Annotated in this window: 20 protein-coding genes and 1 riboswitch; of the genes, 6 read left to right on the forward strand and 14 right to left on the reverse strand. The window is 70.1% G+C overall.

Features of this window, described 5'->3' with window-relative positions; all coding sequences use genetic code 11:
- Positions 1-22 precede the first annotated feature (22 nt).
- A complete protein-coding gene (locus QTH86_RS05265; RefSeq protein ID WP_286645716.1) occupies positions 23-904 on the reverse strand; it encodes an alpha/beta hydrolase in 882 nt (293 codons plus the stop codon).
- Between the two features lie 200 nt (positions 905-1,104).
- On the opposite strand from QTH86_RS05265, the gene QTH86_RS05270 reads away from it, so the two are divergent.
- The 3 genes from QTH86_RS05270 (at position 1,105) to QTH86_RS05280 (ending at position 3,179) form a co-directional block, all read left to right on the forward strand.
- Positions 1,105-2,019, forward strand: coding sequence for a LysR family transcriptional regulator (locus QTH86_RS05270; protein ID WP_286645715.1), 915 nt, complete (start codon positions 1,105-1,107; stop codon positions 2,017-2,019).
- A gap of 99 nt (positions 2,020-2,118) precedes the next feature.
- Complete coding sequence (locus QTH86_RS05275) at positions 2,119-2,889, forward strand: flagellar brake protein (protein WP_286645714.1); 771 nt, start codon at positions 2,119-2,121, stop codon at positions 2,887-2,889.
- 119 nt (positions 2,890-3,008) lie between these two features.
- Positions 3,009-3,179 carry a hypothetical protein gene (locus QTH86_RS05280; RefSeq protein ID WP_286645713.1) on the forward strand — a complete coding sequence of 57 codons (171 nt, stop codon included), beginning with the start codon at positions 3,009-3,011 and terminating at the stop codon, positions 3,177-3,179.
- A gap of 3 nt (positions 3,180-3,182) precedes the next feature.
- Here the strand turns inward: QTH86_RS05280 and QTH86_RS05285 are convergent, their stop codons facing one another.
- Genes QTH86_RS05285 through QTH86_RS05345 form a run of 13 tightly spaced genes read right to left on the reverse strand, consistent with a single transcriptional unit; the run spans position 3,183 to position 17,894 of the window.
- Positions 3,183-4,223 (reverse strand): aminotransferase class I/II-fold pyridoxal phosphate-dependent enzyme, encoded by a 1,041-nt coding sequence (locus tag QTH86_RS05285; protein WP_286645712.1) that lies wholly within the window; start codon positions 4,221-4,223, stop codon positions 3,183-3,185.
- A 36-nt stretch (positions 4,224-4,259) separates the two neighbouring features.
- Positions 4,260-5,243: an adenosylcobinamide-phosphate synthase CbiB gene (gene cbiB / locus QTH86_RS05290; RefSeq protein ID WP_286645711.1), complete on the reverse strand. Its 984-nt coding sequence runs from the start codon at positions 5,241-5,243 to the stop codon at positions 4,260-4,262.
- Positions 5,240-9,277, reverse strand: coding sequence for a cobaltochelatase subunit CobN (cobN, locus tag QTH86_RS05295; protein WP_286645710.1), 4,038 nt, complete (start codon positions 9,275-9,277; stop codon positions 5,240-5,242). Before cobN ends, cbiB begins: the two co-directional genes overlap by 4 nt.
- A gap of 5 nt (positions 9,278-9,282) precedes the next feature.
- Positions 9,283-9,651: a DUF2149 domain-containing protein gene (locus QTH86_RS05300; RefSeq protein ID WP_286645709.1), complete on the reverse strand. Its 369-nt coding sequence runs from the start codon at positions 9,649-9,651 to the stop codon at positions 9,283-9,285.
- On the reverse strand, positions 9,648-10,115 hold the full coding sequence (locus QTH86_RS05305; RefSeq protein WP_286645708.1) for a MotA/TolQ/ExbB proton channel family protein: 468 nt from the start codon (positions 10,113-10,115) through the stop codon (positions 9,648-9,650). Before QTH86_RS05305 ends, QTH86_RS05300 begins: the two co-directional genes overlap by 4 nt.
- A complete protein-coding gene (gene bluB / locus QTH86_RS05310; protein ID WP_286645707.1) occupies positions 10,115-10,801 on the reverse strand; it encodes a 5,6-dimethylbenzimidazole synthase in 687 nt (228 codons plus the stop codon). The genes QTH86_RS05305 and bluB overlap by 1 nt, the downstream gene beginning before the upstream one ends.
- Positions 10,802-10,806: 5 nt before the next feature.
- Complete coding sequence (gene cobO / locus QTH86_RS05315; protein ID WP_286645706.1) at positions 10,807-11,376, reverse strand: cob(I)yrinic acid a,c-diamide adenosyltransferase; 570 nt, start codon at positions 11,374-11,376, stop codon at positions 10,807-10,809.
- Between the two features lie 17 nt (positions 11,377-11,393).
- Complete coding sequence (locus tag QTH86_RS05320) at positions 11,394-12,176, reverse strand: ABC transporter ATP-binding protein (protein WP_286645705.1); 783 nt, start codon at positions 12,174-12,176, stop codon at positions 11,394-11,396.
- Positions 12,173-13,177: a FecCD family ABC transporter permease gene (locus tag QTH86_RS05325; RefSeq protein ID WP_286645704.1), complete on the reverse strand. Its 1,005-nt coding sequence runs from the start codon at positions 13,175-13,177 to the stop codon at positions 12,173-12,175. The genes QTH86_RS05320 and QTH86_RS05325 overlap by 4 nt, the downstream gene beginning before the upstream one ends.
- Entirely contained in the window at positions 13,174-14,040 is an 867-nt protein-coding gene (locus QTH86_RS05330) for an ABC transporter substrate-binding protein (protein WP_286645703.1), read from the reverse strand. Before QTH86_RS05330 ends, QTH86_RS05325 begins: the two co-directional genes overlap by 4 nt.
- Positions 14,037-14,594, reverse strand: coding sequence for a bifunctional adenosylcobinamide kinase/adenosylcobinamide-phosphate guanylyltransferase (locus QTH86_RS05335; RefSeq protein WP_286645702.1), 558 nt, complete (start codon positions 14,592-14,594; stop codon positions 14,037-14,039). Before QTH86_RS05335 ends, QTH86_RS05330 begins: the two co-directional genes overlap by 4 nt.
- Positions 14,584-15,909, reverse strand: coding sequence for a cobyrinic acid a,c-diamide synthase CobB (locus QTH86_RS05340; RefSeq protein ID WP_286646760.1), 1,326 nt, complete (start codon positions 15,907-15,909; stop codon positions 14,584-14,586). The genes QTH86_RS05335 and QTH86_RS05340 overlap by 11 nt, the downstream gene beginning before the upstream one ends.
- A 23-nt stretch (positions 15,910-15,932) precedes the next feature.
- Positions 15,933-17,894 (reverse strand): TonB-dependent receptor domain-containing protein, encoded by a 1,962-nt coding sequence (locus QTH86_RS05345; RefSeq protein WP_286645701.1) that lies wholly within the window; start codon positions 17,892-17,894, stop codon positions 15,933-15,935.
- An 83-nt stretch (positions 17,895-17,977) separates the two neighbouring features.
- Positions 17,978-18,217: riboswitch (cobalamin riboswitch) on the reverse strand.
- A 119-nt stretch (positions 18,218-18,336) separates the two neighbouring features.
- On the opposite strand from QTH86_RS05345, the gene QTH86_RS05350 reads away from it, so the two are divergent.
- The 3 genes from QTH86_RS05350 to QTH86_RS05360 are packed head-to-tail and all read left to right on the forward strand — an operon-like array spanning position 18,337 to position 22,199.
- Positions 18,337-20,172, forward strand: coding sequence for a CocE/NonD family hydrolase (locus QTH86_RS05350; protein WP_286645700.1), 1,836 nt, complete (start codon positions 18,337-18,339; stop codon positions 20,170-20,172).
- A 42-nt stretch (positions 20,173-20,214) separates the two neighbouring features.
- Positions 20,215-21,207 carry a Bug family tripartite tricarboxylate transporter substrate binding protein gene (locus QTH86_RS05355; protein ID WP_286645699.1) on the forward strand — a complete coding sequence of 331 codons (993 nt, stop codon included), beginning with the start codon at positions 20,215-20,217 and terminating at the stop codon, positions 21,205-21,207.
- A complete protein-coding gene (locus QTH86_RS05360) occupies positions 21,207-22,199 on the forward strand; it encodes a Bug family tripartite tricarboxylate transporter substrate binding protein (protein WP_286645698.1) in 993 nt (330 codons plus the stop codon). Before QTH86_RS05355 ends, QTH86_RS05360 begins: the two co-directional genes overlap by 1 nt.
- The last annotated feature ends 1 nt before the right edge of the window (position 22,200 follow it).

The following is a 22,200-nucleotide window of genomic DNA, read 5'->3' on the forward strand; positions in this document are numbered from 1 at the left end:
TCCGAGGCCGCCGGCCGGCCGCCTAGTGAGGCGGTGGCGTACGCGTGCTCTCGAAGAACTCGCGGAAACGCTGCGTCACCACGGGTGCGCACGGACAGTCGATGCAGGTGGCCGGATCGGCCAGGGCTTCGGGCCAGCCCCGGGCGGCGTCGAGCACTTCGCTGCGCACCGGAATGCCGGCTTCCTCGAGCCGTTGGGCGTAACGCACGGCCTCGTCGCGCATGGGATCGTTCTGCCCGGTCAAGACCAGCGTCGGCGCCAGATCGGCCAACCGGCGGGACGAGCCCGGCACCGCGTACGGGTGCTCCGCGTCACGCGGGCAACGCAGGTACTTCTGCCAGCCTTCGCTGTACTTGCAGTCGGTGGCGTCGCCGGTCGCCCGGCGCAGGGACGCGGTACCGGCGCACGGGTCGAGCATCGGCGACAGCAGGACCTGGCCGGCCAGCGGCGGATGGGCGCGGTCGCGGGCAATCAAGGCCAGCGATGCGGCCAGGTTGCCACCGGCCTCTTCGCCCGCCAGGTAGATGCGTGCGCCCTTGCCGCCCAGCTTGGTCCGTTGCTTGTAGAGCCACTCGAGCGCCTCGTAGCCGACCTCGATCGCGTCCGGAAACGGGTGCAGCGGCGCCAGCGGATAGGCCATCGACACCACCGTGGCGCCCGCCTCCACCAGCATGCGCGCCACGGCACGGCCGTCGTCGAGGTCGCCATTGGAGAAGTTGCCGCCGTGGAAGTGCAGCACCAGCGGCCGATCGGTCGGCACGCCCCGGCCCGTGCGCACGCCGTAGGTGCGGGCGGCCACCGGCTCCCGCTTGGGCAGCAGGATCGTGATGTCGTTCTCGGCCCCGGCCGGCAACGCGGCAGCGCGGGACGGCTCGATGGCGGGAGGCACGGGACGGGTGGACATGATGAACCTGTGGGCGGTCGGTGGATGAACGATGGATGAAATGTACGGGCGCCAGCAAGCGCCGAAAGAGGTACTTTGCCATCTCACCGTTTCTCCACGACGAACAATCGACGCCGCGCGTGCATGTGAGAATCCGCCCACGCAGCAGGGAGCTGCGGCAGCCAGCGGCCACAAGCCGACAAAAGAGCAGGAACAACCGGATGGATCAGATCCAGGCAATGAGGGTCTTCGCCCGTGTGGTGGAAACCGGCAGCTTCACGCGCGCGGCCGACTCGCTGGCCCTGCCCAAGGGCACGGTCACCAAGCAGATCCAGGCACTGGAGGCGCGCGTGCGCGTGAAGCTGCTCAACCGCACCACCCGCCGCGTGACCGTGACACCCGACGGCGCGGCCTACTACGAACGCGCCTCGCGCCTGCTCACCGAGCTGGACGACCTGGACGCCAGCATGACCAACGCCCAGGCCAACCCGTCCGGGCGATTGCGCATCGACGTCGGCTCGTCGATGGCCAACCTGCTGCTGATCCCGGCCATCGAGAGCTTCTACGAGCGCTTTCCCGACATCCAGCTCGACATGGGCGTGTCCGACCGCATCGTCGACCTGATCGCCGACAACGTCGACTGCGTGATCCGGGTCGGCGAGATCAGCGACCAGTCGCTGGTGGCCCGCCGCATCGGCCACCTGCCCTTCGTCAACGTCGCGTCGCCCGGCTACCTGCGCCGCCACGGCGTGCCCAAGCATCCGCACGACCTGGAGAAGAGCCACCGCGTGGTGAACCACTTCTCGGGCAACACGCGGCGCATGTACCCGCTGGAATTCAACAAGGACGGCGAGCACATCGAGCCCGATGCGCCCTACCGCCTGGCGGTCAACGAGAGCAACTCGCACACCACGGCGGTGCTGGCCGGGCTGGGGGCCTCGCAGATGGTGACGTTCATCGCCCAGCCCTACCTGGACCGCGGTGAGCTGGTTCAGATCATGCCGGACTGGACCCGCGAGCCGCTGCCGATCTATGTGGTGTACCCGCCCAACCGGCACCTGAGCGCCAAGGTGCGGGCCTTCGTCGACTGGGCGGCGGAGCTCTTCACCAAGCATCCACATCTGCAAAAAAGCTGAGGCGCACGGCCCTGCAGCAAATATTTCAGCGCTGCACCCTCAACTTCGGGCGGAAGATGCCGCTATTGATAGTGGAGTGGGTCTATCTCCCCGCAAATCATGGAAAACAAGTCAAGCGACCTGGCCGACGCGCCCAGCCAGACGCACACCTCACCCGGCGAGAGCGACGACGAATTCGGCCACCGCGATCCGATCGTGGTCGGTGCGCGGCTGCGCAACCTCGTCAATGGCGGCGATTTCCTCACCATCCAGTTCGCGAGCGGACAGCTGGTGACGCAGCTGCTCGATGTGGACACACGCGCGCGCACCTTCACTGTCGACTGGGGCGCGTCGACCCGGCAGAACGAGGGCCTGCTGGCCGCGCAACGTTGCCAGTTCAGCGCACAGCCGGAAGGTGTGCGGGTCGAATTCGCCACCGCCGCACCACGCGAAACCCGCTTCGAAGGGCTGCCCGCCTTCGAGCTCGACTTTCCCGAGGTGCTGTACTACCTGCAGCGCCGGGAGCATTTCCGCGTCGGCACGCCGGTGCAGAACGCCTACACCTGCACAGGGTCCTTGCCCAGCGGCGGGGCGTTCAGCTTCGAAGTGCACGACCTGTCGCTCGGCGGTGTCGCCATCCGCACCACGGACAAGCGCGTGGCCGATTGGTCGACCGGCGCCTCCCTGCGGAACTGCGAACTCTCGCTCGGCACCTTCGGCCGGCTCTCGATCGACCTGGAACTGGTCTCGCGCCGCCCCACCGTCCTGCCCAACGGCGGACAGCGCCATCTGCTGGGCTTCCGTTTCCTGACGCTGCCGGGCAACGTCGAAGGCAAGCTGCAGCGCCTGATCACGCAACTCGAATTGAAGGGCAACACCTTGGCGCGCTGAGGGCATGCCGACGCCAGTCGGCGGGTCTGTCGGCATTCGCCGACACGCAAGGGCGGGTTGCCCTGCCCCACCGGGGCGCAGCGGCGGGCGATGGTCGTGCATCACCAACGGAGACGCGCATGACCACGCCCCCCAAGCCCACCCCGACCGCCCCCCAGGACGAGCCCGAGATCACCCAGGAAGAAGCCGTGCCCACCGACGGCACGGACGTCGAGGGCGAGGCCATGATGAAGCAGGTGCGCAACAAGAAGCTCGAGGAGCAGCCCGGCGAGGAGAAGTCGGAGGACTGACGCTCAGCGGGCGCCCAGCGACTGCACCGCGGCGTGCAGGGCCGCCTGCGATGCCGGCGGCAGCACGGCCAGCCGCAGCGCCTCCGGCAGGCCGAAGGATGCAGCCTCGCGCACCTTGATGCCACGGCCGCGCAGGCCGGCCGCCAGGGCCGGAAGATTCTCTGCATCGGGCCGCACGCAGAAGAAGTTGGCCACGCTCGGCAGGCATTCCCAGCCCAGCGATGCACACATCGCGATCTGCTGTCGCTTCCACTCGGCCAGCGTCGCGCGCGTGCGCTGCAGATGCGCCTGCGCTTGGGGCGACGTCCAGGCGCCGAGCAGCGCGACGCCATGGCTGCCAACGGGCCACGAGGGCGCAAGGCGGGCGACGGCCTCGGGCATGTCGCGGTCTGCGCGTGGCGCGATGGCATAGGCCGCGCGGATGCCGGTGAGGCCCAGTGCCTTGTTGGGCGTGACGAGTTGCCAGACCCGATCGCGCTGCGCCGCCGTCAGCGCCAGGGCACCGTCCAGGCGCAGCGGCTCGTAGGCCAGGTCGAGCACGCAGGTCGCGCCGTCCGGCAACCGGTCGATGCGCGCGCCGAGCCCTGGCTCTGCCTGGCCCAGCGGACTCGAAGGATCGCAAGCCCAGTGCAGCGACCGCGCAGGGCCGCCCGCACGTTCGCCGTCGGCCCAGGTCACCGCCGTCAGCCCCCAGGCCCGCGCCGCGCGCCGGTAGTCGCCATAGCTGTGCGGCGGCAGTGCGACATGACGCCCGCCACGCGACGCGACCGCCGCGGTGAGGCGGAAGATGAATTCGCTGGCGCTGGCTGCGACCACGATGCGCTGCACATCGACGCCATGGAAGCGCGCCAGCGTTTCGCGAAGCGCGGTGTAGTGCGGGTCGGGATAGTGCGCCGCGTCGACGGCGTGAAGCGCCGCGAGCGTGACCGGGCACGGGCCGCAGGCATTGCCGTTGGTCGAGAAATCGTGCGCCGGCACGCCCAGCGCGTCGGGGCCGCCGTGCACGACAACCGCGCTCGTCGACGAGGGAAAAGGAGAAGACATGGCGAACGGAGGATACGCAGTGCGCAGGGCGACCCGTCAGCCGCACGCGGCCCAGGCGCCCAGGAAGAAGGCCAACGTCGCCAGGGCCACCGCCGCACGCACCGCATGGCCACCGAAACGCGCCGCCTGCAGCAGGTCGCCGGAGCGTGGCCGCCGACCCTGGGCATTCAGCACGTAGACACTCGGCTTGCCCAGCCGCACACCCAGCCGCAGCGCCATCGCGGCCATCGGCCAGCCGCTGTTCGGGGACGGCGTGCGCCGGGCCTCGCGCGGCAGCACGCGCCAGCCGGGTCTCCGCACCAGTCCATGCAGCAGCAGCGCCGTGATGCGCGCCGGTGCCCACGACAGCACGTCGTCCGCCCGCGCCGTCCACTTCCCGGCCCAGGTCCAGTCGCGGCCATGGCGCAGGCCGAGGTAGCCCCACATCGCATCGGCCGTGTTCGCGAAGCGATAGACCGCCGCGCCCGGCAGGCCGAGCAGCAGGACCCAGAAGATCGGCGCGACCACCGAATCGTTGAGGTTCTCGGCCAGCGATTCGATGGCGCTTTCGCGGACCTCAGCCTCGCTGAGCTGCCCGACGTCGCGGCTCACCAATCGGGCCAGTTGCGTGCGGCCCGCATCGAGCGACACGTCCAACGCGGCTTCCACCGCGAGCACCTCGGTGCGCAGCATGCGCCACGCGAGCAGTGGCTTGAGGGCGAGCCCGAGCCCGATCGCCGTGGCCCAGAACGGCAGCATCCACAAGGCGCGCTGCACGGCGAAGGCCACGCCGGCCACGGTGGCCGCGCCGATGCACCAGGCGAGCGCCCCGGCAACGAAAGGCACTGCGCGCGCCGTCGACAGGCCGAGCGGCGCGATGCGCCGGCCGATCCACCCCAGGTAGTGGCCGATCCACACCACGGGATGCCAACGCGCCGGTGGCTCGCCGAGGAGGTGATCGATCAGGAGCGCGATCCAGAGCGCGGCGCTCATCGTGCCGGCCGTGCGCAGCGCGTCGAAGGTGGCGGCGGTCATCGTCATGCCGGCACCGCGCGGCGGCCCCGCCGCCATTGGCTCCATGCGCCCAGCGCCATCAGCACCGCCACACCGAAAGCGGCCCACAGGCCTTGTACGACCGGCGGCGCGGCACGTGTTGGCTCGGGCACGGGTTCGAGCTTGAGGCCCTGGACGCGATCAGATGCCGATTCGGCGTCGCTGGAGGAAGGAGAAGGCGCGACCTCGACCGGGACAGGCGCATCGCGCACCGTCGCCACCTCGATCGGCCGTGGCGCCGCGACCGCCTCGCGCAGCGCAGGCTGCAGTTCCGCCTGCGCGAAACGCGCCACCTCGGCATGACGCTCCCGCAGTCCGATCGCCGCCACGGCTTCGGCATAGGCTTGCGCCAGCTCGCGCCGCGTCGCCGCATCGGGCCGCCAGTAGTCCAGCCGCACCGCGTCGAGCAGGCGCTCGAGCGTCTGCGCGAAGGCGGCGCGGTTGGCCCCTTCCAGCCATGCGCGCGTGCCGAGCTGGTAGCGGTCGCGCACGTAGACGTCGTGCAGCGACTGCCACTGGTCCTGCCGCACCGCGGCGGGTGCGGTCACCTGCCAGCCCCAGAGGAACTGCGCGGTCTTGAGCACCTGCAGGGCGCCGCTGTAGCCCTCGGCCTTCTGCGCCGCTATCCACTGCGGGTGCAGGTAGCGCGTCTGCATCTCGCGGGCGATGGCGCCAGCGGCGGTGTCGGTGCGCACCGCCGTGCCTTCGCGCAGGTTCTGCACGTAGAGTGCCGGGTCCTTGCCGGTGAGCTGGCGCACCGCCAGTGCAATGCCGCCGAGGTACTGGAACGGGTCGTCGTTGGTCAGCACGCCGTAGAGGTTCGACGTGCGCGACATCAGCGCCGCGTCGACCTGCGCGAGGTTGCCGGCAAAAACGCCCGGCGGGGCGGCGTCGTCGAGGCCGTCACCATAGGCGTGGCCCATGCGGTCCGTGAAGAGCTGCGCCATCTGCGCGTCGCCGCCGCCACGACGCTGCGTGCGCCAGAGCTCGCTGGCCAGCGCCGCCTCCTCCAGGCCGGCGCCGTAACTGCCGGATTCGTTCGAGAACACGCGGGCGGTCGACCAGCGCTGCGCGTCGGCGGGTGCGGTGCCGCCGGCCGCCATGCGCCGCGCAAGCGCTTCGCTGTGGCGCGCCACGAAGTTGTCCTTGGCCGGCAAGGCCGCGACCTGGCGCACCGCCTCGTCGAGCCAGCGCATCACCACCGGGAACTGGTCGCGGTACGAACCGGTGACGCTCACCAGCACGTCGATGCGCGGCCGGCGCAGCAGCGCGTCGGGGATGACCTCGATGCCGGTCATGCGGCCCGCGTCGTCCCAGCGCGGCTGCACGCCCATCGCGTAGAAGGCCTGGCTCTCCATCACGCCCTGGTGGCGGAGCGTTTCGCCGGCCCACAGGGTGAAGGCGATTTTCTCGGGCGCCCTGCCCCCGTGCGTCTTCGCATGCTCGGCGATCCACGCATCCAGCGCGGCCGTGCCGACATCCCAGGCCGCACGCGTCGGCACGCGGCTGGGGTCGAAGCCGTAGAGGTTGCGGCCGGTGGGCAGGCTGTCGGGGTTGCGCACCGGGTCGCCGCCATAGCTCGCCTTCAGGTAGCGGCCGTCGAGCGCGGTGAGCAGGCCGTCGATTTCCTCGTTGTGCGCGAGCACGGCGTCGAGCTGACGCGCGCGTTCGGCGAGCGCGCGCAAGGCGTCCGAGCCGGCCGCTTCTTCGTGCCGCAAAGCGCGCTCCAGCCACTGGGCCAGCGGCGACGCAGCGAGGTTCTTCGGCTCGAGCAGGAAGGCCTCGTCGACGTCCAGCCGCAATGCGCCGGCCAGCGGCTTGCGCAGGATCTGCAGCACCGTCAGGCGGCGGCGCGTGGCGTCCGGCACCTCGCCGAAGGTCGCGAGGCCGAGCGGCTGCGCTGTCTGCGCCAGTTCGTCGAGGTAGGGGTGCAGCACGGCGATGAAGTCGGCGAAGTCGGCGCGGATGCGGGCCGGCGTCCATTGCAGGTCGCGGTCGTAATGCTGTGCGATGAATTCCTTGGCGAGCCCGGCTTCCATCGCGGTCTTCACTGGGCCGGGCGACAGCGTTTCCCAGTCGTGCATGCGCTCGTGCATCGCCTGCACGCCGGGGCGGAAGCCGGCCGGCGAGAACATCGGCGTCGAGTGGCTCACCATCGTCGCGCGGCCGCGGCGCTTGGCGGTGGTCGCTTCGCCGAGGTTGTCCATCACATACGGGTACACGTTGGGCAGGTCGCCCAGCGCGAGCATCGGGTCGTCCTGCACCGACAGGCCGCGCTCCTTGCCGGCCGACCATTCGACGGTGCCGTGCGTGCCGACATGCACCACGGCGCTGGCGCCGAACTGCGTGCGCAGCCAGAGGTAGGTCGCGAGGTAGCCATGGCTCAGCGGCACGGCCGAGCGGTGGTACACCTGCCCCGCCTTGTCGCGCACGGCGGTGCCGGGCTCGAAGCGCGGGGGCTGGCGCAGCACCACGACCTGGCCGAAGCGCACGCGCGGGACCACGAAGGCCGCCTCGCCATTCACCGGCCGGAGCATCGTCGAGCTTTCAGGCGGTCCCCAGTACGCCTCGATGCGCTGCTGCGTGGCGGCCGGCAGTGCGCGGAACCAGTCGAGGTAGCGCGCCAGCGGCAACGCATCGGCCAGATCTTGCGCAAGCAAGGGCTGCAACGCGTCGCTGCCGGGCACGGGGTAATAGGCCTGCATGGTGGCCTGTACCTTGGCGATCAACGCCTCGCTACCGGGCGCATCGGTGCGGTAGCCGGCGCGCTGCATCGCATTCAACATGCCGTCCACGCTGCGCGGCACGTTGAGGAAGGACGCACCGAAGTTCGCCTCGCCGGGCGGGTAGTTGTAGACCAGCATCGCGACGCGTCGCTCGGCCGGCGGCGTGCGCTGCAGGCGCACCAGCGCGGCGGCCTTGTCGGCCACGGCGTCGATCTGCGCGGGCAAGGGTTGCAGCGAACCCGTGGCTGCATCGCGCGCGCTGACCAGCATCGCGTCGGTCATGCCGGCCAGCTCGCTCGGGCTGTAGTAGTAGGCGATGTCGGTGGTCGCCAGCCCCTCGGTGCTGCGCGCCCACTGGTCGGCATCCATCGCACCGGCGGGCAGGGTCTGCAGCACCGGCACGCCGATGCGTTCCAGCTCGGCCTTGCGGTCGTTCGGGTTGAACACCAGCGCGGCATTGACGATCACGTCGACCTTGCGGCGCGCGCTGCCGTCGGCGCCGGTCGCATGCGTCATGCGGAAGAACAGGTCCTTCTGCTGGCGCGGACCGTAGAAGGCATAGGCACGCAGGCCGCGTTGTTCCAGGCTGCGGATCATGCGGTCGAGCCAGCCGGTGTCGTCGCTGGTCAGCGTCGCGACGTTGACGGCGATGGCGGCGGTGGCTGCATCCGGCGCGCCGGGCAGGCGGTCGAGCGATGCGATGTCGGCTTGAACGCGCGGCCAGTCCGGGTGGTAGAAGCCGGCCAGCGGCAGCACGACCGGCGCGGGCAGCCCCGCCATGTCGCCGATGCGGCCCAGCGCCGTCATCGCGGCGCGCAGATTCTCATCACCGGAGAAGCGCCAGTACTCGCGCAAGCGTTGTGCCCAGGCCGCGTCGATGCCACGCTCAGCAGCGATGGGCGGCGCGGCCGACAACTGGCCCTTGGCGACCAGGCCGAATTCGCCGACCACCACGTAAGGCGTCGTGCTGCGCGCGATCACCTCGCCGAAGCGTTCCGCCGCGGCTTGCGTCAGGCTCAGGTGCGGTGCGTCGATGACCAGCAGGCGGGAGCCGTCGAGTGCTTTTTCCAGCGCTTCGGGCGTGGCGTCGGTGGCGGACACCACCTGCAGCGGCAGCCCCGCGTCGCTCGCCGCGGCCTGCTGGTGCGCCAATCGCGTGGGCGGCACCAGCCGCGTGCTGAGCAGCACGATGCGAGACGACGCAGCCGCCGTCTGGGCGAACGCGGGGGGCAGGCCGAGCCCCCACAGCGCCAGACACAGCCAGAGGCCCAGCGAGCCGAGACCGACACGCCCCATGCGCGTCACCGGCCGCCTGGGGCCGCCGCCACGGGCTCGGGCGTCGCATCGGCCGGCACATAGACCATGGTCCCATCCTTCAGCCGCCAGGCGGTGCCCGCCTTCTCGCCGTTGCCCTGCCCCGTCGCGCCGCTGGCCTTGAAGCGCGTGAGTTTCTGACCGTCCTTGGTGATGATTTCCATGTCGGGCCGACCTTCGTTGCGGATGATCGTCAGCGTGTCCTGTGCGAACGGGTTCACCGGGTTGTCGATGACCGCGATCATCAGCATGCCGATGACCACCATGAACACGTCGATCAGGTTGATGGTCGACAGCACCGGGTCGTCGTCCTCGGCGTCGAGGCTGTTCAGGATGCTGAACCGGCGCCGCGTCATCGTGCGTCCCGCGCGTCGAGCACCGTCACCAGCTCGCGCATCAGCCAGCGTCGCCGCACCGTGTAGACCACGAAGGTGATCGAGGCCGAGGCCAGCGCGACGATCACCGCCGCGAAAGCCGGCGCCAGGCTCTGCGCCACGCCCTGTGACCGGCCGGAGGCCACCGCGACCAGCGCCGGCCCCATCGGGATCATGGTCGCGATCAGCCCGAGCATCGGTGCGACGCGGCTGCACAGGCGCACGCCTTCGAGCGACTTGAGCACGGCCAGCTCCATCTGCTCCTGCCCCTGCCCGGCCACGCGCTGCAGCACCAGCACGCGCGCCGGATCGCGGCGGCGTTGCAACGCTTCGAGGCCGAAGGCGCCCAGGCTCCAGACCGCGTAGACGAAGGACAGCAGCACGCCCAGCGTGACCGGCCACAGGAACAGCCGGGCGAGTTCGAAGAGCACGGTGTCGAAAGCCATCAACCGATCTCCCTGTCCTGCGTCGCATCGAACAGGGCCGACGCCGCGCCCCACCGGTCGTCGAACACCATTGACGACAGGGGTTCGCGCCGCGCCCAGCGTTCCTGCTGGAGCATCGGTTCTTCGTAGAACTCGTGAACCGGCCCGAGGCACAGCAAGGCGATCGGCTCGGCGCCCGCCGGCAGGCCGAGCAACGCGGCCACCTCGGCCGGATCGAACAGCGACACCCAGCCCATGCCCAACCCCTCGGCGCGCGCGGCGAGCCACAGGTTCTGGATGGCGCAGGCGGCCGAGGCCAGGTCCATCTGCGGCAGCGTGCGGCGGCCGAACACATGGGGCTCGCGCCCGTCGGCCAGCGCCACGGCGATGAGTTCGGCCGCGTCGATCAGGCCTTCGACCTTCAGGCGCATGAATTCGTCTTCGCGCTCGCCGAGAGCACGCGCGGTCCGCACCCGCTCCTGCTCGACCGTGGCGTGCAGCCGCTGGCGCAGCGCCGCATCGCGGATGCGGATGAAGCGCCATGGCTGCATGAAGCCGACGCTCGGCGCGTGGTGCGCAGCGTCCAGCAGCCGGCGCAGCAGGTCGGGCGCCACCGCGCCGCCCGCGAAGTGCCGCATGTCGCGGCGCTCGTGGATGGCGCGGTACACGGCCTGTGTCTCGGCCGCAGAGAAGTCCTGCGCGCGCATCGTCGTCAGTCCTCGATGCCGCGCTGCGCCGGGATGCCGGCCTTGAACGCATGCTTGACCATCGTCATCTCGGTCACCGTGTCGGCCAGCTCGATGATCTCGGGCGGGCAGCGGCGGCCGGTGAGCGCGACGTGCACATGGGTGGGCCGCTCGCGCAGCGTGGCCAGAACGTCGTCCAGCGGCAGCCAGCCGTAGATGAGCGGGTAGGTGATCTCGTCGAGCACCACGAGGAAGTACTCGCCCGACAGGATCGACGCCTTGGCGCGCAGCCAGCCGTCGCGCGCCAGCTGGCCCGAATGTTCGAGGTCCTGGCTCTTCCAGCTGAAGCCATCGCCCAAGCCTTCGATGGGAATACCAATCTGCTCGAACATGCGGTGCTCGCCGAAACGCGCGGTCGGCACCTTCATGAATTGCCAGATTTTCACGGCCTTGCCGCGGCCATGGGCGCGCAGCGCGAGGCCGAAGGCTGCGGTGCTCTTGCCCTTGCCGTCGCCGGTGTTGACGATGACGATGCCGCGGCGTTCGCCTTCGGGCTTCTCGTAGGGCTTGGCGCTGGGTGGGGTTTCGATCTGCATGGCGTTTCCTTGGTTGTCTAGCGGGGCAGCGCGATCCATTGGTCGGCAACGCGGTGGATCGCGACGCGGTCGTCGAAGACGTGCTCCAGCGCCCGGTGGGTCGATGCATCGGCGGCCTCGCCGTGGTGCAGCAAGCGGCCTTCGGCCATCACCGCCACGGTGTCGGCGGCCAGCGCCATCGAGAGTTCATGCAGCACGCTGACCACCGTGCGGCCGTCGGCCACCAAAGCCCGCACCGTGTGCATCCAGTCGGCCTGGTGCGGCGGATCGAGGTTGGCCAGGGGCTCGTCCATCAGCAGCACCTCGGCCTCGACCGCCAGCGCGCGCGCCAGCAACACGCGCTGGCGCTCGCCGCCCGAGAGCTGGCCGAGCGGCCGTTCGCGCCAGTCCCAGGCCTGCGTGCTGCGCAGTGCGCGCTCGACCGCGGCATGGTCGGCCGGGCTCGGCGCCGCCAGCCAGCGCTGGTGCGGCAGCCGGCCGAGCATCGCGACGTCGTAGACCAGCAGGTCGTCGGCGCTGCCCTCGCCCGCCCCGCCCTGCCCCAGCCAGGCCAGCCGCTGCGCACGGGCGCGGCCGGGCAGGCGCTGCAGCGATTGGCCGAAGAGCCGCACCGCACCCTCGTGCGGCAACAGGCCGGCCATCACGCGCAGCAGCGTCGACTTGCCGGCGCCGTTCGGGCCGACGATCGCGCTCCAGCGGCCCGCGGGCAGCGCCAGGTCGATGCCGTGCAGCACCACCGTCTGGCCGAGCGTGGCGCGCACGCCTTCGGCCTGCAGGGCGGGCGTAGTGCGGGTCGTCATCGGCCACCTCGCAGGCTGCGGCGGTGCATCAGCCACAGCAAGTAGCTGCCGCCGAGCACCGCGGTCAGCACGCCGACCGGGAGCTCCTGCGGTGCGATCAGCCAGCGCGCACCGAGGTCGGCGGTCATCAGCAGCAGCCCGCCCATCAGCGTCGACAGCACCAGCAGCCAGGCATGCGTGGTCTTGACGACCGAGCGCACCAGGTGCGGCGCGGCCAGGCCGACGAAGGCGATGAGGCCGGTCTGCGCCACGGCTGCGCCGGTGGCCAGTGCCAGCACCGCGACCAAGGCCGCGCGCATCGCGCCCAGCGGGAGGCCGAGGCTGGCCGCGGTCGACTCGCCCAGCGCCAGGCCGTCGAGCACCGGCGCCAGCGCCCAGCCCAGCAGCAGGCAGCCGGCGCCGAAGATGGCCATCAGTGCGCAGGCGCTCCAGCCGACCAGGCCGGTGCTGCCCAACATGAAGCCGGTGAGCGCGACCAGGATGTCGGCCGACTGGATTGTGATGAGGTCCTTCACCGCGCCCAGCACCACGCCGACGATCACGCCGGCCAACAGCAGGCGCAGCGTCTGCTGCACGCCGCGCGCGAGCGCCAGCGTGAGCAGCACCGCGACCACGGCACCCACGAAAGCGGCACCGGTCAGGCCCAGCCGCACCACCCACTGCGTGGTGCTCGGCGAGGCGCCGAAGAGCAGCAGCGCCACGGCGACGCCGAGCGCCGCGCCCGAGGCGCTGCCCAGCAGGTACGGGTCGGCCAGCGGGTTTCGGAACAACCCCTGCGCCACCGCACCCGCCAGCCCGAGCAGCCCGCCGGCCAGCCAGGCGCCGAGGGTACGCGGCAGCCGGATGTCCCAGACGATCTGCAGCGCGATGGGGTCGTGCCGCGCCGCCAGCACGCTCTGGAAACCGGTGCTACCGATGCCCAGGCCGAACAGCAAGGCGCCGCCCGACAGCAGCAGCAAGGCGAGGGCCAGCAGCGGCGCGCGACGTCTTTGTTGCTTCATGATGCTTTGTCGGCGAGGCACTTCGCCATCAACCGTGCGGCTTCGCCCATGCGCGGGCCGGGCCGCACCAGCACGTCGGACTCGGCCGCCGTGAAACGGCAGACGCGCCCCTCGCGCACTGCGCGGATGCCCGCCCAGCCCGGCCGCTGCTCCAGCCCGGTGGCGCTGCGCTCGCCCACCATGATCACGTCGGGATTCGCGCGCACCACGTATTCGGGGTTGATCTTGGGGAACGGCCCGAGCGACGCCGGCACGATGTTGCGCACGCCCAGGCGGGTCATCGTCTCGCCGATGAAGGAACTCTCGCCTGCGGCATAGGGCCCATTGTTCACCTCGAAGTAGACGCGCATCGTTCGCGCCGACGGCGGCACCGACTGCGCCGCGGCCGACACGCTGGCGTCAATCACGCGCCAGACGCGCGGCGCCTCTTGCGTGCCCAGCACCTCGTCGAGCTTGGCAAGCACGCGCTGGACGTCGGCATGATTCTTGGGCTCGAGCACCAGCACCTTCAGGCCGAGGGCTTCGAGCCGCTGCGTGACGCGCGACGATTTCGCGAGCAGCACCACGTCGGGCCGGAGCGCGACGATGGCCTCGACGTTCGGGTCGAGCCCGCCGCCGACCTGCGGCAGCGCACGCACCGGCGCGGGCGAATTGGAGTAGCGGTCCACGCCGACCAGTTGTGCGCAGGCGCCCATCTCGCAGACGCCTTCGGTCAACGAGGGCAGCAATGTGACGATGCGCTGCGGCGGCTGCGGCAGGTCGACCACGACACCGCGCTCGTCGGTCACCTGGACCGCGTGGGCTGCGGCGCAGAAGGCCATCCAGGCGCCGCAGGCAAGCAAGGCGCGCAAGAACGACGTCATGCAGGTTCCTTCAAGGTCAGCGGCAGGCCGGCCGCCATCAGCGTGACGCGGTCGCAGGCCGCGGCCACGGCCTGGTTGAGCTGGCCCAGCGCATCGACGAAGGCACGCACCTCGCGGCCCAGCGGAATCACGCCCAGGCCGATCTCGTTGCCGACCAGCACGACCGGGCCGCGCGCATCGTGCAGCGCGGCAACCAGCGACGCCGCGGCATCGTCGGCATCGGCGGGCGCGCCGTGCAGCGGCATCGTCAGGTTCGTGAGCCACAGCGTGAGGCAATCGACCACCACCAGCGTGCCGGGTGCGGACAGCGCCGCGATCGTGCCCGGCAACGCCAGCGGCTCTTCCACCGTGCGCAGGCCGGGCACGCGCGCCGCGCGGTCCACCCGGTGGCGCGCGATGCGCTCGTGCATCTCGGCATCGTGCGGCTGCGCGGTGGCGATCAGGACGGCGTCGCGTGCGGCGTCGGCCGCGAGCCAGGCGGCGGCGGCCATCTCGGCACGGCGCGACTTGCCGCTCTTCTGGCCGCCAAGGATCAATTCGCGTTCAAAGCGCATGCGCCCCCTTCAAGGGTTCAGGAAGAAAGAGCCGCGCCGCGGCCTCGGGGTTCGACGGGAACCACGCGTGGAAGTAGCTCGCGCGCAAGGCGCACTGCTCATAGACCGCCTCGCCGATGCCCACCGCCTGCACGGCACCGGGCTTGGCGGTGCGCAGCGCGACGGGGTGTGGCGTCTCGCAGGACGAGTAGTGGAAGGTGTGACCGCGCAAGGACAGCGCACCGATGTCCAGCTGCTGCGGCCCCAGGCCGGACAGGCGCTTTTGCATCGTCACGCGGCCCGGCAGCAGGCCCCACATCCGATGCGCCGTGCCATCGGCGGTGACCAGCGTGTCGAACAGCGACATCATGCCGCCGCATTCGGCCCAGATCGCGCGCCCTGCAGCGGCGTGTACGGCCAGCGCGTCGCGCAAGACGGTGCAGCGCGACAGCGCCTCGGCATGCAGTTCGGGATAGCCACCCGGCAGCCATACCGCGTCGCAGGCTGGCAGCGCGTCGCCGGCCAACGGCGAGAAGAACGCGACGCGCGCCCCCAGCGCGGCCAGCTGGTCGAGATTGGCCGGGTAGATGAAGGAGAAAGCGGCATCGCGGGCGACGGCGACGGTGCGGCCGGCGAGCCACGGTGGCGTCGGTGCGTCGGCCGGCGACGACGCATCGTCGAAGCACAGCTGCGGCAGCGCGTCGAGCGCCCGCTGGCCCAGCGGCGTCTCGGCCAGGGCGGCGGCGGCGGCGTCGAGGCGCGCCATCGCATCGCCGATCTCGCCGGCACCGACCAGGCCCAGGTGGCGTTCGGGCAGGCTGAAGGCTTCGCCCTTGGGCAGGCCGCCGAGCCATTGCGCCGGGTCGCGCAGCGCGTCTTTGAGCATGCCGGCATGGCGTTCGCCGGCCACGCGGTTGGCCAGCACGCCGGCCCAGGGCAGGCCCGGGCGGAAGTTCTGCAGGCCGAAGGCCAGCGCCCCGAAGGTGCCGGCCATGGCCCGCGCATCGATCACGGCGACGACCGCGAGACCGAAGCGCTCGGCCAGATCGGCCGCGCTCGGCGTGCCGTCGAAGAGGCCCATCACGCCTTCGACGATCACCAGGTCGCAGGTCGCCGCGGCTTGGTGCAGCCGCGCGCGGCAGTCGGCCTCACCCGTCATCCAAAGGTCCATCGAATGCACCGGCGCGCCGGTGGCGAGCGCCAGCCAGTGCGGGTCGAGGAAGTCCGGCCCGCACTTGAAGGCGCGCACGCGCCGGCCCTGCCGCGCGTGCAGGCGAGCGAGCGCAGCCGCCACCGTGGTCTTGCCCTGGCCGGAGGCCGGGGCTGCCACGAGGATGGCCGCGCAGCTCGCGCGTGACCTTACAGCGGCGACCACTTCAGCCCGAGGTAGGCGGTGCGACCGCCGGTGGCGTAGATGCGGGCCAGCGCGTAGTCCTTGTCGCCCGCGTTGTCCAGCCGCGCGATCAGCGTCAGCGACGGCGTGAGCTTGGTGCTCGCCACCAGATTGAGCAGCGTGTAGCCGCCGAGCCGGCGGGTGTTGGCAGCATCGTCGTAGCGCATGCTCGAAGTCTGCACCTCGGCGCCCAGCGTCCAGCCGGCCACCGCCCAGTCGGCGCCCAACACGCCATGTCGGCGTGCGCGGCGTGCCAACTGCTTGTCGGTCGTGAGGTCGCGCGGGTCTTGGAAGTCGGCGGAGGCGCGCAGCGTCACGTCGCCGATGCGGTGACCCGCACTCAACGTGAGGCCCTGGTACTCGGCACGCGCCGTGTTGGCGTAGCACCCACCGAAGGTTGACCCCACGGCGGCGGAGCACGCGAACGAACTGCCATCAAAGGAGATCAGGTTGCTCACGCGGTTGCGGTACACGACCACGCCCGCGTTGCTCGCACCTTCGCTCCAGCGCAGGCCCAGTTCGACGTTGCGGCCTTCTTCAGGCTTCAGGCTCGCGACACCGTATTGACTGAAGCGCTGGTACAGCGTCGGCGCGCGGAAGGCGGTACCGGCCGAAGCCGTCGCGCGCCACTGCGGCGTGATCGCGAAGCCGTAGGCGGCGCTGCCGGTGGTTTTGCCGCCGAATTCGCTGTCGTCGTCGTGCCGCGCCTGCAGCTGCAGCGAATGGGGGCCCTGCACGAAGCCGTAGCCGAGCGACAGCGCGCTCTGCGAACGGTCGCGCGCGAGCACAGACGGCGCATTCTTCAAATCGTCTTCCCGGCGCTCCAGCGTGGCCGACAGGCGGTGCGCCCCGAACTTGAAATCGTTCTGGAACAGATAGCCGCGGGTCTCGGTCTCAGTCCGGTAGAACGAGGGATCGGTCTGGTAAGTGGTCTTGCCGTCGGTCAGCTGCAGGCGGGTGCTGTAGATCTCGTTCCACTTGGCCGCCCAGGCCAGGCCGGCGGTGCGCAGGGTGTTGGTGCCGGTGTCGTCGGCGAACACGGCGGGCGGCCGTGCACCCGTGCGCGACGCGTCGTACTGCGCCTCGGTGTCGCTGTAGAGGAAGGTGCCTTCGAGCCGGTGCGCCGGGTTGATCTGGAAACCCAGTCGCGCATTGGCCGCCGTGTTGCGGTAGCCGTCACGGTCGGGGCTGGTCCAGCCGTCGGCGCTGTACTGCGCGGTGCGCACCGGGTTGCGCTTGTCGAGCGGCTGGATGTTGAAGCCGTCGCTCTCCTCGTGGGACACGCCCAGCGAGTAGTCGAAGGCACCGCCCTCGCCGGCCGAGCCGCTCAGGCCGGCCTCGGTCTTGCGCAGGTTGTGGCTGCCGATGCCCACGCCGACGAAAGGCCTCGCGGGGCCTTCGCCGCGCTTGGTGAAGAGCTGGATCACACCGCCGATGGCGTCCGAGCCGTACACCGCCGCGGCCGGGCCGCGCAGCACTTCGATGCGATCGATCTGCCCGAGCGGGATGCCTTCCCAGGCGGCGCCGCCGGTCGATTGCGAATCGATGCGCACGCCGTCGATGTAGACCGCGGTGAAGCGCGACTCGGCGCCGCGGATGAACACGCTGGTCGCATTGCCGATGCCGCCGCTGCGGCCGATCTCGATGCCCGGCAGGCGCGCGAGCACATCGGCCACGCCCGTGGCGCCGCTGCGCTCAATCGTGTCGCGGTCGACGATGGACACGTCGGCCACCAGGTCCGACAGCGGCTGCTCGACGCGCGTGGCGGTGACCACGGTCTCGCGCAAGGCGGGCGCAGTGGGCGATGTTTGCGCCAGCGTGGCGATCGGAAAGGCCGCGGCAACGGCCCAGGGCAGCGTGGCGAGGCCGAAGCGCGCGCGCGAACGCACAGGCAGGAAGGCGCCCGCGGAAGAAAAGCGATGAATCATGGGAACGAACTCGAAAACAAAACCCTGTCCGGCTTCCCCGCCGGACGTGTGGGCGTCACGACCGCATGCCCGCCAGGGGCGCACGCACGGTCTCCTCGTTGGCCGGTATCCGGGCTGACAGAGCGACCTTCATCGCCTTCCCAGGCACCTGTTTCAGGGCGCCCAGTGGCTGATGATGAAAGCGGAAGCGGTGAGGGTTCCGTCTGTTTGACCGTTGCGGGGGCAGCGCAGGCTGACCGCGGCCCGAAGGGCTCTGGTTCCTGCTTCCCGTTGAACTGCACCGCGTGAACCGCGGGGCGAGCACCAACGCCGCGGATTCTAAGGGCCGCCGTGCCATAGGTCAGGCCTATGTCCGAATCGACATTTCGCATTTCTGTTCAAGGCGGGTCCTTTCGAGAATGACGCAACGACGACGTTCGGTCGTCGATTCTCAAAGGACCTCATGTCGGACTACGACACCTCAGACGCGTGGAAGACGCCCGCCAGCCGCTACCTGGCCGCCCATCCGAACCGGTACCTGGTCTCCAAGAAGCCTGTCTCCCAATACGTGCCCATGAGCGATGGCTGCAAGCTGGCCGTGGACGTGTATCTGCCCCATGACGCGTCGGGCCAGGTCGCCGAGGGCCCCTGGCCGACGATCGTGGTCTTCACGCCCTACTACCGCCGCTTCGTGACCCAGGACGCCACCCTCGAATGCAGTCCGAACTGCGGCCGCTATCGGGACGCCTTCGTGCCGCAGGGCTACGCCGTCGTCGTGGTCGATGTTCGGGGCACCGGCGCGAGCTTCGGCATTCGCGATGCACTGCGTTCGCCGACGGAACGGCGGGACTACGGCGAGACGGCCGAGTGGATCGTCAACCAGCCATGGAGCAACGGCGTCATCGGCTCCACCGGCATCTCCTACCTGGGCGCTGCGGCGGTCTTTCTGGCGAGCACCGGGCACCCTGCGGTCAAGGCCATCGCACCGCTGTTCGCCGTCACCGACATCTACACCGACCAGATGTACGTCGGGGGCGTGCTCTCGACCATCTGGACCGGCCGCTACGACGAGCTCATGGTGGCCATGGACCACGACGACCGGGCTGCACTGTCGAAGTTCGCCTACTACGGCAACCCGTTGTACGCGGGGCCGAAGCCGGTCGATGAAGACACCGACGGCCAGCTTCTCGCGGCGGCGCTGAAGGCGCACAGGAACAACTGCCGGCTCAACGACATGGCCCGCGAGCTGCCCTATCAGCATGACGCGGTCTCGTACGACCCGTCGCTGACGCTGGACGTCTGCAGCCCGGGCTTCTACGGCCGCGAGATCCCGGCCGACGTCGCCATCTACTCCATCTCCGGTTGGTACGACGGCATGGGCTACAGCAACTCCGCCATCACGCGCTTTCTCACCCTGCCGGATCACCAGCACCGGCTCCTGCTCGGCCCGTGGGACCATGGGGCGCGGACGAACATGTCTCCCTGGCGGGATCACGTGGGTTCGGACTTTCCGATGCTGGCCGAGCTGCTGCGCTTCTTCGACCATCACCTGCGCGGAATGCCCACCGGGCTGGACGAGGAAGCGAAGGTTCATTACTTCACCATCCACGACGAGAAGTGGCAGGCCACGGACACCTGGCCGCCGGCGGCGCGGAAGACCTGCTTCTACCCCGGCGCGGACAACACCCTGAGCCGACGCCCCTCGACGGACCAGGGCCGTGACACGTACCAGGTCGACTTCTCGGCCTCCTCGGGCGACCAGACCCGGCTGGAGCGCCTCGGGGCCGTGGCCATCGAGAACTACTACCCCGACTGGTCCGAACGGCAAGGCCAGTTCCTGAACTACACGACGGCGCCCCTGACTGCGAGCACCGAGTTGACCGGCCACGTCACCGCCAGCATCGTCCTCACGGCCAGCCAGCCCGACGCCGCGGTGTATGTGTACGTCAGCGAAGTGCTCGCCGACGGCAGCTGCCGCTATGTCACCGAAGGCGTCCTGCGCGCGCTGCATCGCGAAGGGTTCTCCGACTCGCCGGACTACGTGGCGACATGGCCGGTCAACACCTTCGACCGCGCGTCCGCCAAGCCCCTCGTGCCTGGCGAGCCGGCCCGGCTCACCTTCGCGCTGATGCCGGTCTCCTGGACGTTCGCGGCAGGCAGCCGCATCCGCATCTCCATCTCCGGCAGCGACGAAGGCCATGGGCCCCAGGTCCCCCACGGTCGCCCTCCACGGCTGGAGGTGCTGCGCGGCCCGGACGCCACCTGCTTCGAATTGCCTCTGCGCACCCTGTCCAACTGACCTGCGCACAGCGCCATCCTTCCAACCCTCGTGGATCCCTTCATGAACAAGCTCTCTCGTCGCTCCTTCATTCCCACCCTGGCGGCCATGGGTGCATCGGTGGCGCTCCCCGGCGTGGCCCATGCCCAGCCCGGCGCCTGGCCCCATCGCGCGATCCGCCTGGTGGCGCCACAGGGCCCCGGCTCGGGCTCGGATGTCATCGCTCGCCTGCTGAGCGACCGGTTGGCGCCCGTCCTCGGACAGGCCGTGGTGGTCGAGAACAACCCGGCCGCCAACGGCCTGGTGGCGCTGGGCACCTTGGCGAAAGCACCCGCCGATGGCTACATGCTGGTGCTCACCGGCGTGTCGCAAATGGCGTTCAATCCGGCCCTCTACAAGAGCCTGCCGTACGACCCAGCCAAGGACTTCACATACATCGCGCCCATCGCGAACACGCCCTTCGTCCTGGTCACCAGCCTCAAGAGCGGCATCAAGACCTTCAAGCAGTTCCTGGAGGCGGCCAAAGCCAAGAACGGAGAACTGACCTTCGGCAGCGCCGGCATCGGCAATTCGACGCACATCGCGATGGAGCTGATCGCGTCGAATGCCGGCGTCAAGCTGCTGCATGTGCCGTACAAGGGGTCGGGCGCCGCCTTGACCGCGGTGCTGTCGGGCGAGGTCGATGCCATGGTGAGCGTGGTCGGCACGGCGCTGCCGCAAGTGCAGGCCGGCAAGGTGAATGCGGTCGCCGTGTTGGGCGACACCCGCGTTCCTCAGTGGCCGACCCTGCCGACCGTGCGGGAGGCGGGCCTGGACGTACCACCGATGCCGGGCTGGTACTCCATCGTCGCGCCGGCGGGGCTCGACCGTCAGATCGTCGCGACCCTGAACAAGGCGATCGCAACGGTCATGGCGGAACCCGCGGTCAAAGCCAAACTGGCGGAGCTTTCCCTGCCCCCCATGAGCGGCGGCGATGCAGAAATGCGCCAACGCGCGGCGACGGATCTCGCCTACTGGGGTACGTTCATCCGCAAGAACGGCATCGTGGTCGAGTGATGACGATCATGAAAAAACCAGCGTTGCTCTGCACGGTTCTGGCCGCGCTCTCGTTCACCAGCGCAAGCTTTGCAGAAGACGCCTATCCGTCGCGCCCCGTGAAGCTGGTCGTTCCCTTCGCTGCGGGTGGCTCGACCGACCTGGTGGCCCGACAGATCGCGCAGGAGATGACCACCCGTACCGGGCAGCCCTTCGTTGTCGACAACCGACCTGGCGCCGGCAGCACGATCGGCGCGGCGTATGTCGCGAAGGCACCGGCGGACGGCTACACGCTGCTGCTGGGCACGAACAGTTCGCATGCCACCGCGGTCAGCGTCTACCCGAAGCTGCCCTACGACCCGCTCAAGGATTTCGTGCCCATCACGCAGATCACGGAGATTCCCAATCTGATCGTCACCAGCCCGAAGGACGACTGGCTGGGGTCCGCGAAAACGCTGGCCGACGTCGTCGCCATCGCCAAGGCACAGCCCGGCAAAGTGACCTATGGTTCCAGCGGATCGGGAAGCTCGAACCACCTGGCCACGGAAGCCTTCAAGTCCGCTGCGAACGTTTTCATCACGCACATCCCCTACAAGGGGTCCGGGCCCGCGCTCAACGACGTCGCGGCGGGGCACGTCGACCTGATGCTGGACGTGGTCCTGACCTCCTTGCCGCAGATCAAGGCCGGCCGCCTGAAGGCCTTCGGCATCACCAGCCTGAAGCGCTCGCCCCTGCTGCCGGATGTCCCGACGGTGGCCGAGCAAGGCTATCCGGGGTTCGAAGCGCTGGGGTGGTTCGGGCTGTTCGCGCCCGCCGGGACGGCGGCCCCCGTGCTGGAACGGCTGGGCGCCGACTTCCGGGCGGTCATCCACTCGGACAAGATGGCAACGTTGCTGCTCTCTCAAGGCGGCAACGTCATCGGCAACACCCCGGACGAGTTCAGGGCCGTCATCCGAAAGGACATCGCGCGATGGAAGGTCGTGGTCGAACGCTCCGGCGTGAAGGTCGACTGAC

Source organism: Variovorax sp. J2L1-78, from assembly GCF_030317205.1.
GTDB lineage: Bacteria > Pseudomonadota > Gammaproteobacteria > Burkholderiales > Burkholderiaceae_C > Variovorax > Variovorax arabinosiphilus.

Coding starts and splice junctions, on each gene's coding strand:
- QTH86_RS05300 (WP_286645709.1), bottom strand. CDS start 9,651: ATGACGCGGCGCCGGTTCAGCATCCTGAACAGCCTCGACGCCGAGGAC.
- cbiB (WP_286645711.1), bottom strand. CDS start 5,243: ATGACGATGACCGCCGCCACCTTCGACGCGCTGCGCACGGCCGGCACG.
- cobO (WP_286645706.1), bottom strand. CDS start 11,376: ATGCAGATCGAAACCCCACCCAGCGCCAAGCCCTACGAGAAGCCCGAA.
- QTH86_RS05280 (WP_286645713.1), top strand. CDS start 3,009: ATGACCACGCCCCCCAAGCCCACCCCGACCGCCCCCCAGGACGAGCCC.
- QTH86_RS05270 (WP_286645715.1), top strand. CDS start 1,105: ATGGATCAGATCCAGGCAATGAGGGTCTTCGCCCGTGTGGTGGAAACC.
- QTH86_RS05320 (WP_286645705.1), bottom strand. CDS start 12,176: ATGACGACCCGCACTACGCCCGCCCTGCAGGCCGAAGGCGTGCGCGCC.
- QTH86_RS05285 (WP_286645712.1), bottom strand. CDS start 4,223: ATGTCTTCTCCTTTTCCCTCGTCGACGAGCGCGGTTGTCGTGCACGGC.
- QTH86_RS05335 (WP_286645702.1), bottom strand. CDS start 14,594: ATGCGCTTTGAACGCGAATTGATCCTTGGCGGCCAGAAGAGCGGCAAG.
- cobN (WP_286645710.1), bottom strand. CDS start 9,277: ATGGGGCGTGTCGGTCTCGGCTCGCTGGGCCTCTGGCTGTGTCTGGCG.
- QTH86_RS05305 (WP_286645708.1), bottom strand. CDS start 10,115: ATGGCTTTCGACACCGTGCTCTTCGAACTCGCCCGGCTGTTCCTGTGG.
- QTH86_RS05350 (WP_286645700.1), top strand. CDS start 18,337: ATGTCGGACTACGACACCTCAGACGCGTGGAAGACGCCCGCCAGCCGC.
- QTH86_RS05355 (WP_286645699.1), top strand. CDS start 20,215: ATGAACAAGCTCTCTCGTCGCTCCTTCATTCCCACCCTGGCGGCCATG.
- QTH86_RS05265 (WP_286645716.1), bottom strand. CDS start 904: ATGTCCACCCGTCCCGTGCCTCCCGCCATCGAGCCGTCCCGCGCTGCC.
- QTH86_RS05360 (WP_286645698.1), top strand. CDS start 21,207: ATGACGATCATGAAAAAACCAGCGTTGCTCTGCACGGTTCTGGCCGCG.
- bluB (WP_286645707.1), bottom strand. CDS start 10,801: ATGCGCGCGCAGGACTTCTCTGCGGCCGAGACACAGGCCGTGTACCGC.
- QTH86_RS05275 (WP_286645714.1), top strand. CDS start 2,119: ATGGAAAACAAGTCAAGCGACCTGGCCGACGCGCCCAGCCAGACGCAC.
- QTH86_RS05325 (WP_286645704.1), bottom strand. CDS start 13,177: ATGAAGCAACAAAGACGTCGCGCGCCGCTGCTGGCCCTCGCCTTGCTG.
- QTH86_RS05345 (WP_286645701.1), bottom strand. CDS start 17,894: ATGATTCATCGCTTTTCTTCCGCGGGCGCCTTCCTGCCTGTGCGTTCG.
- QTH86_RS05330 (WP_286645703.1), bottom strand. CDS start 14,040: ATGACGTCGTTCTTGCGCGCCTTGCTTGCCTGCGGCGCCTGGATGGCC.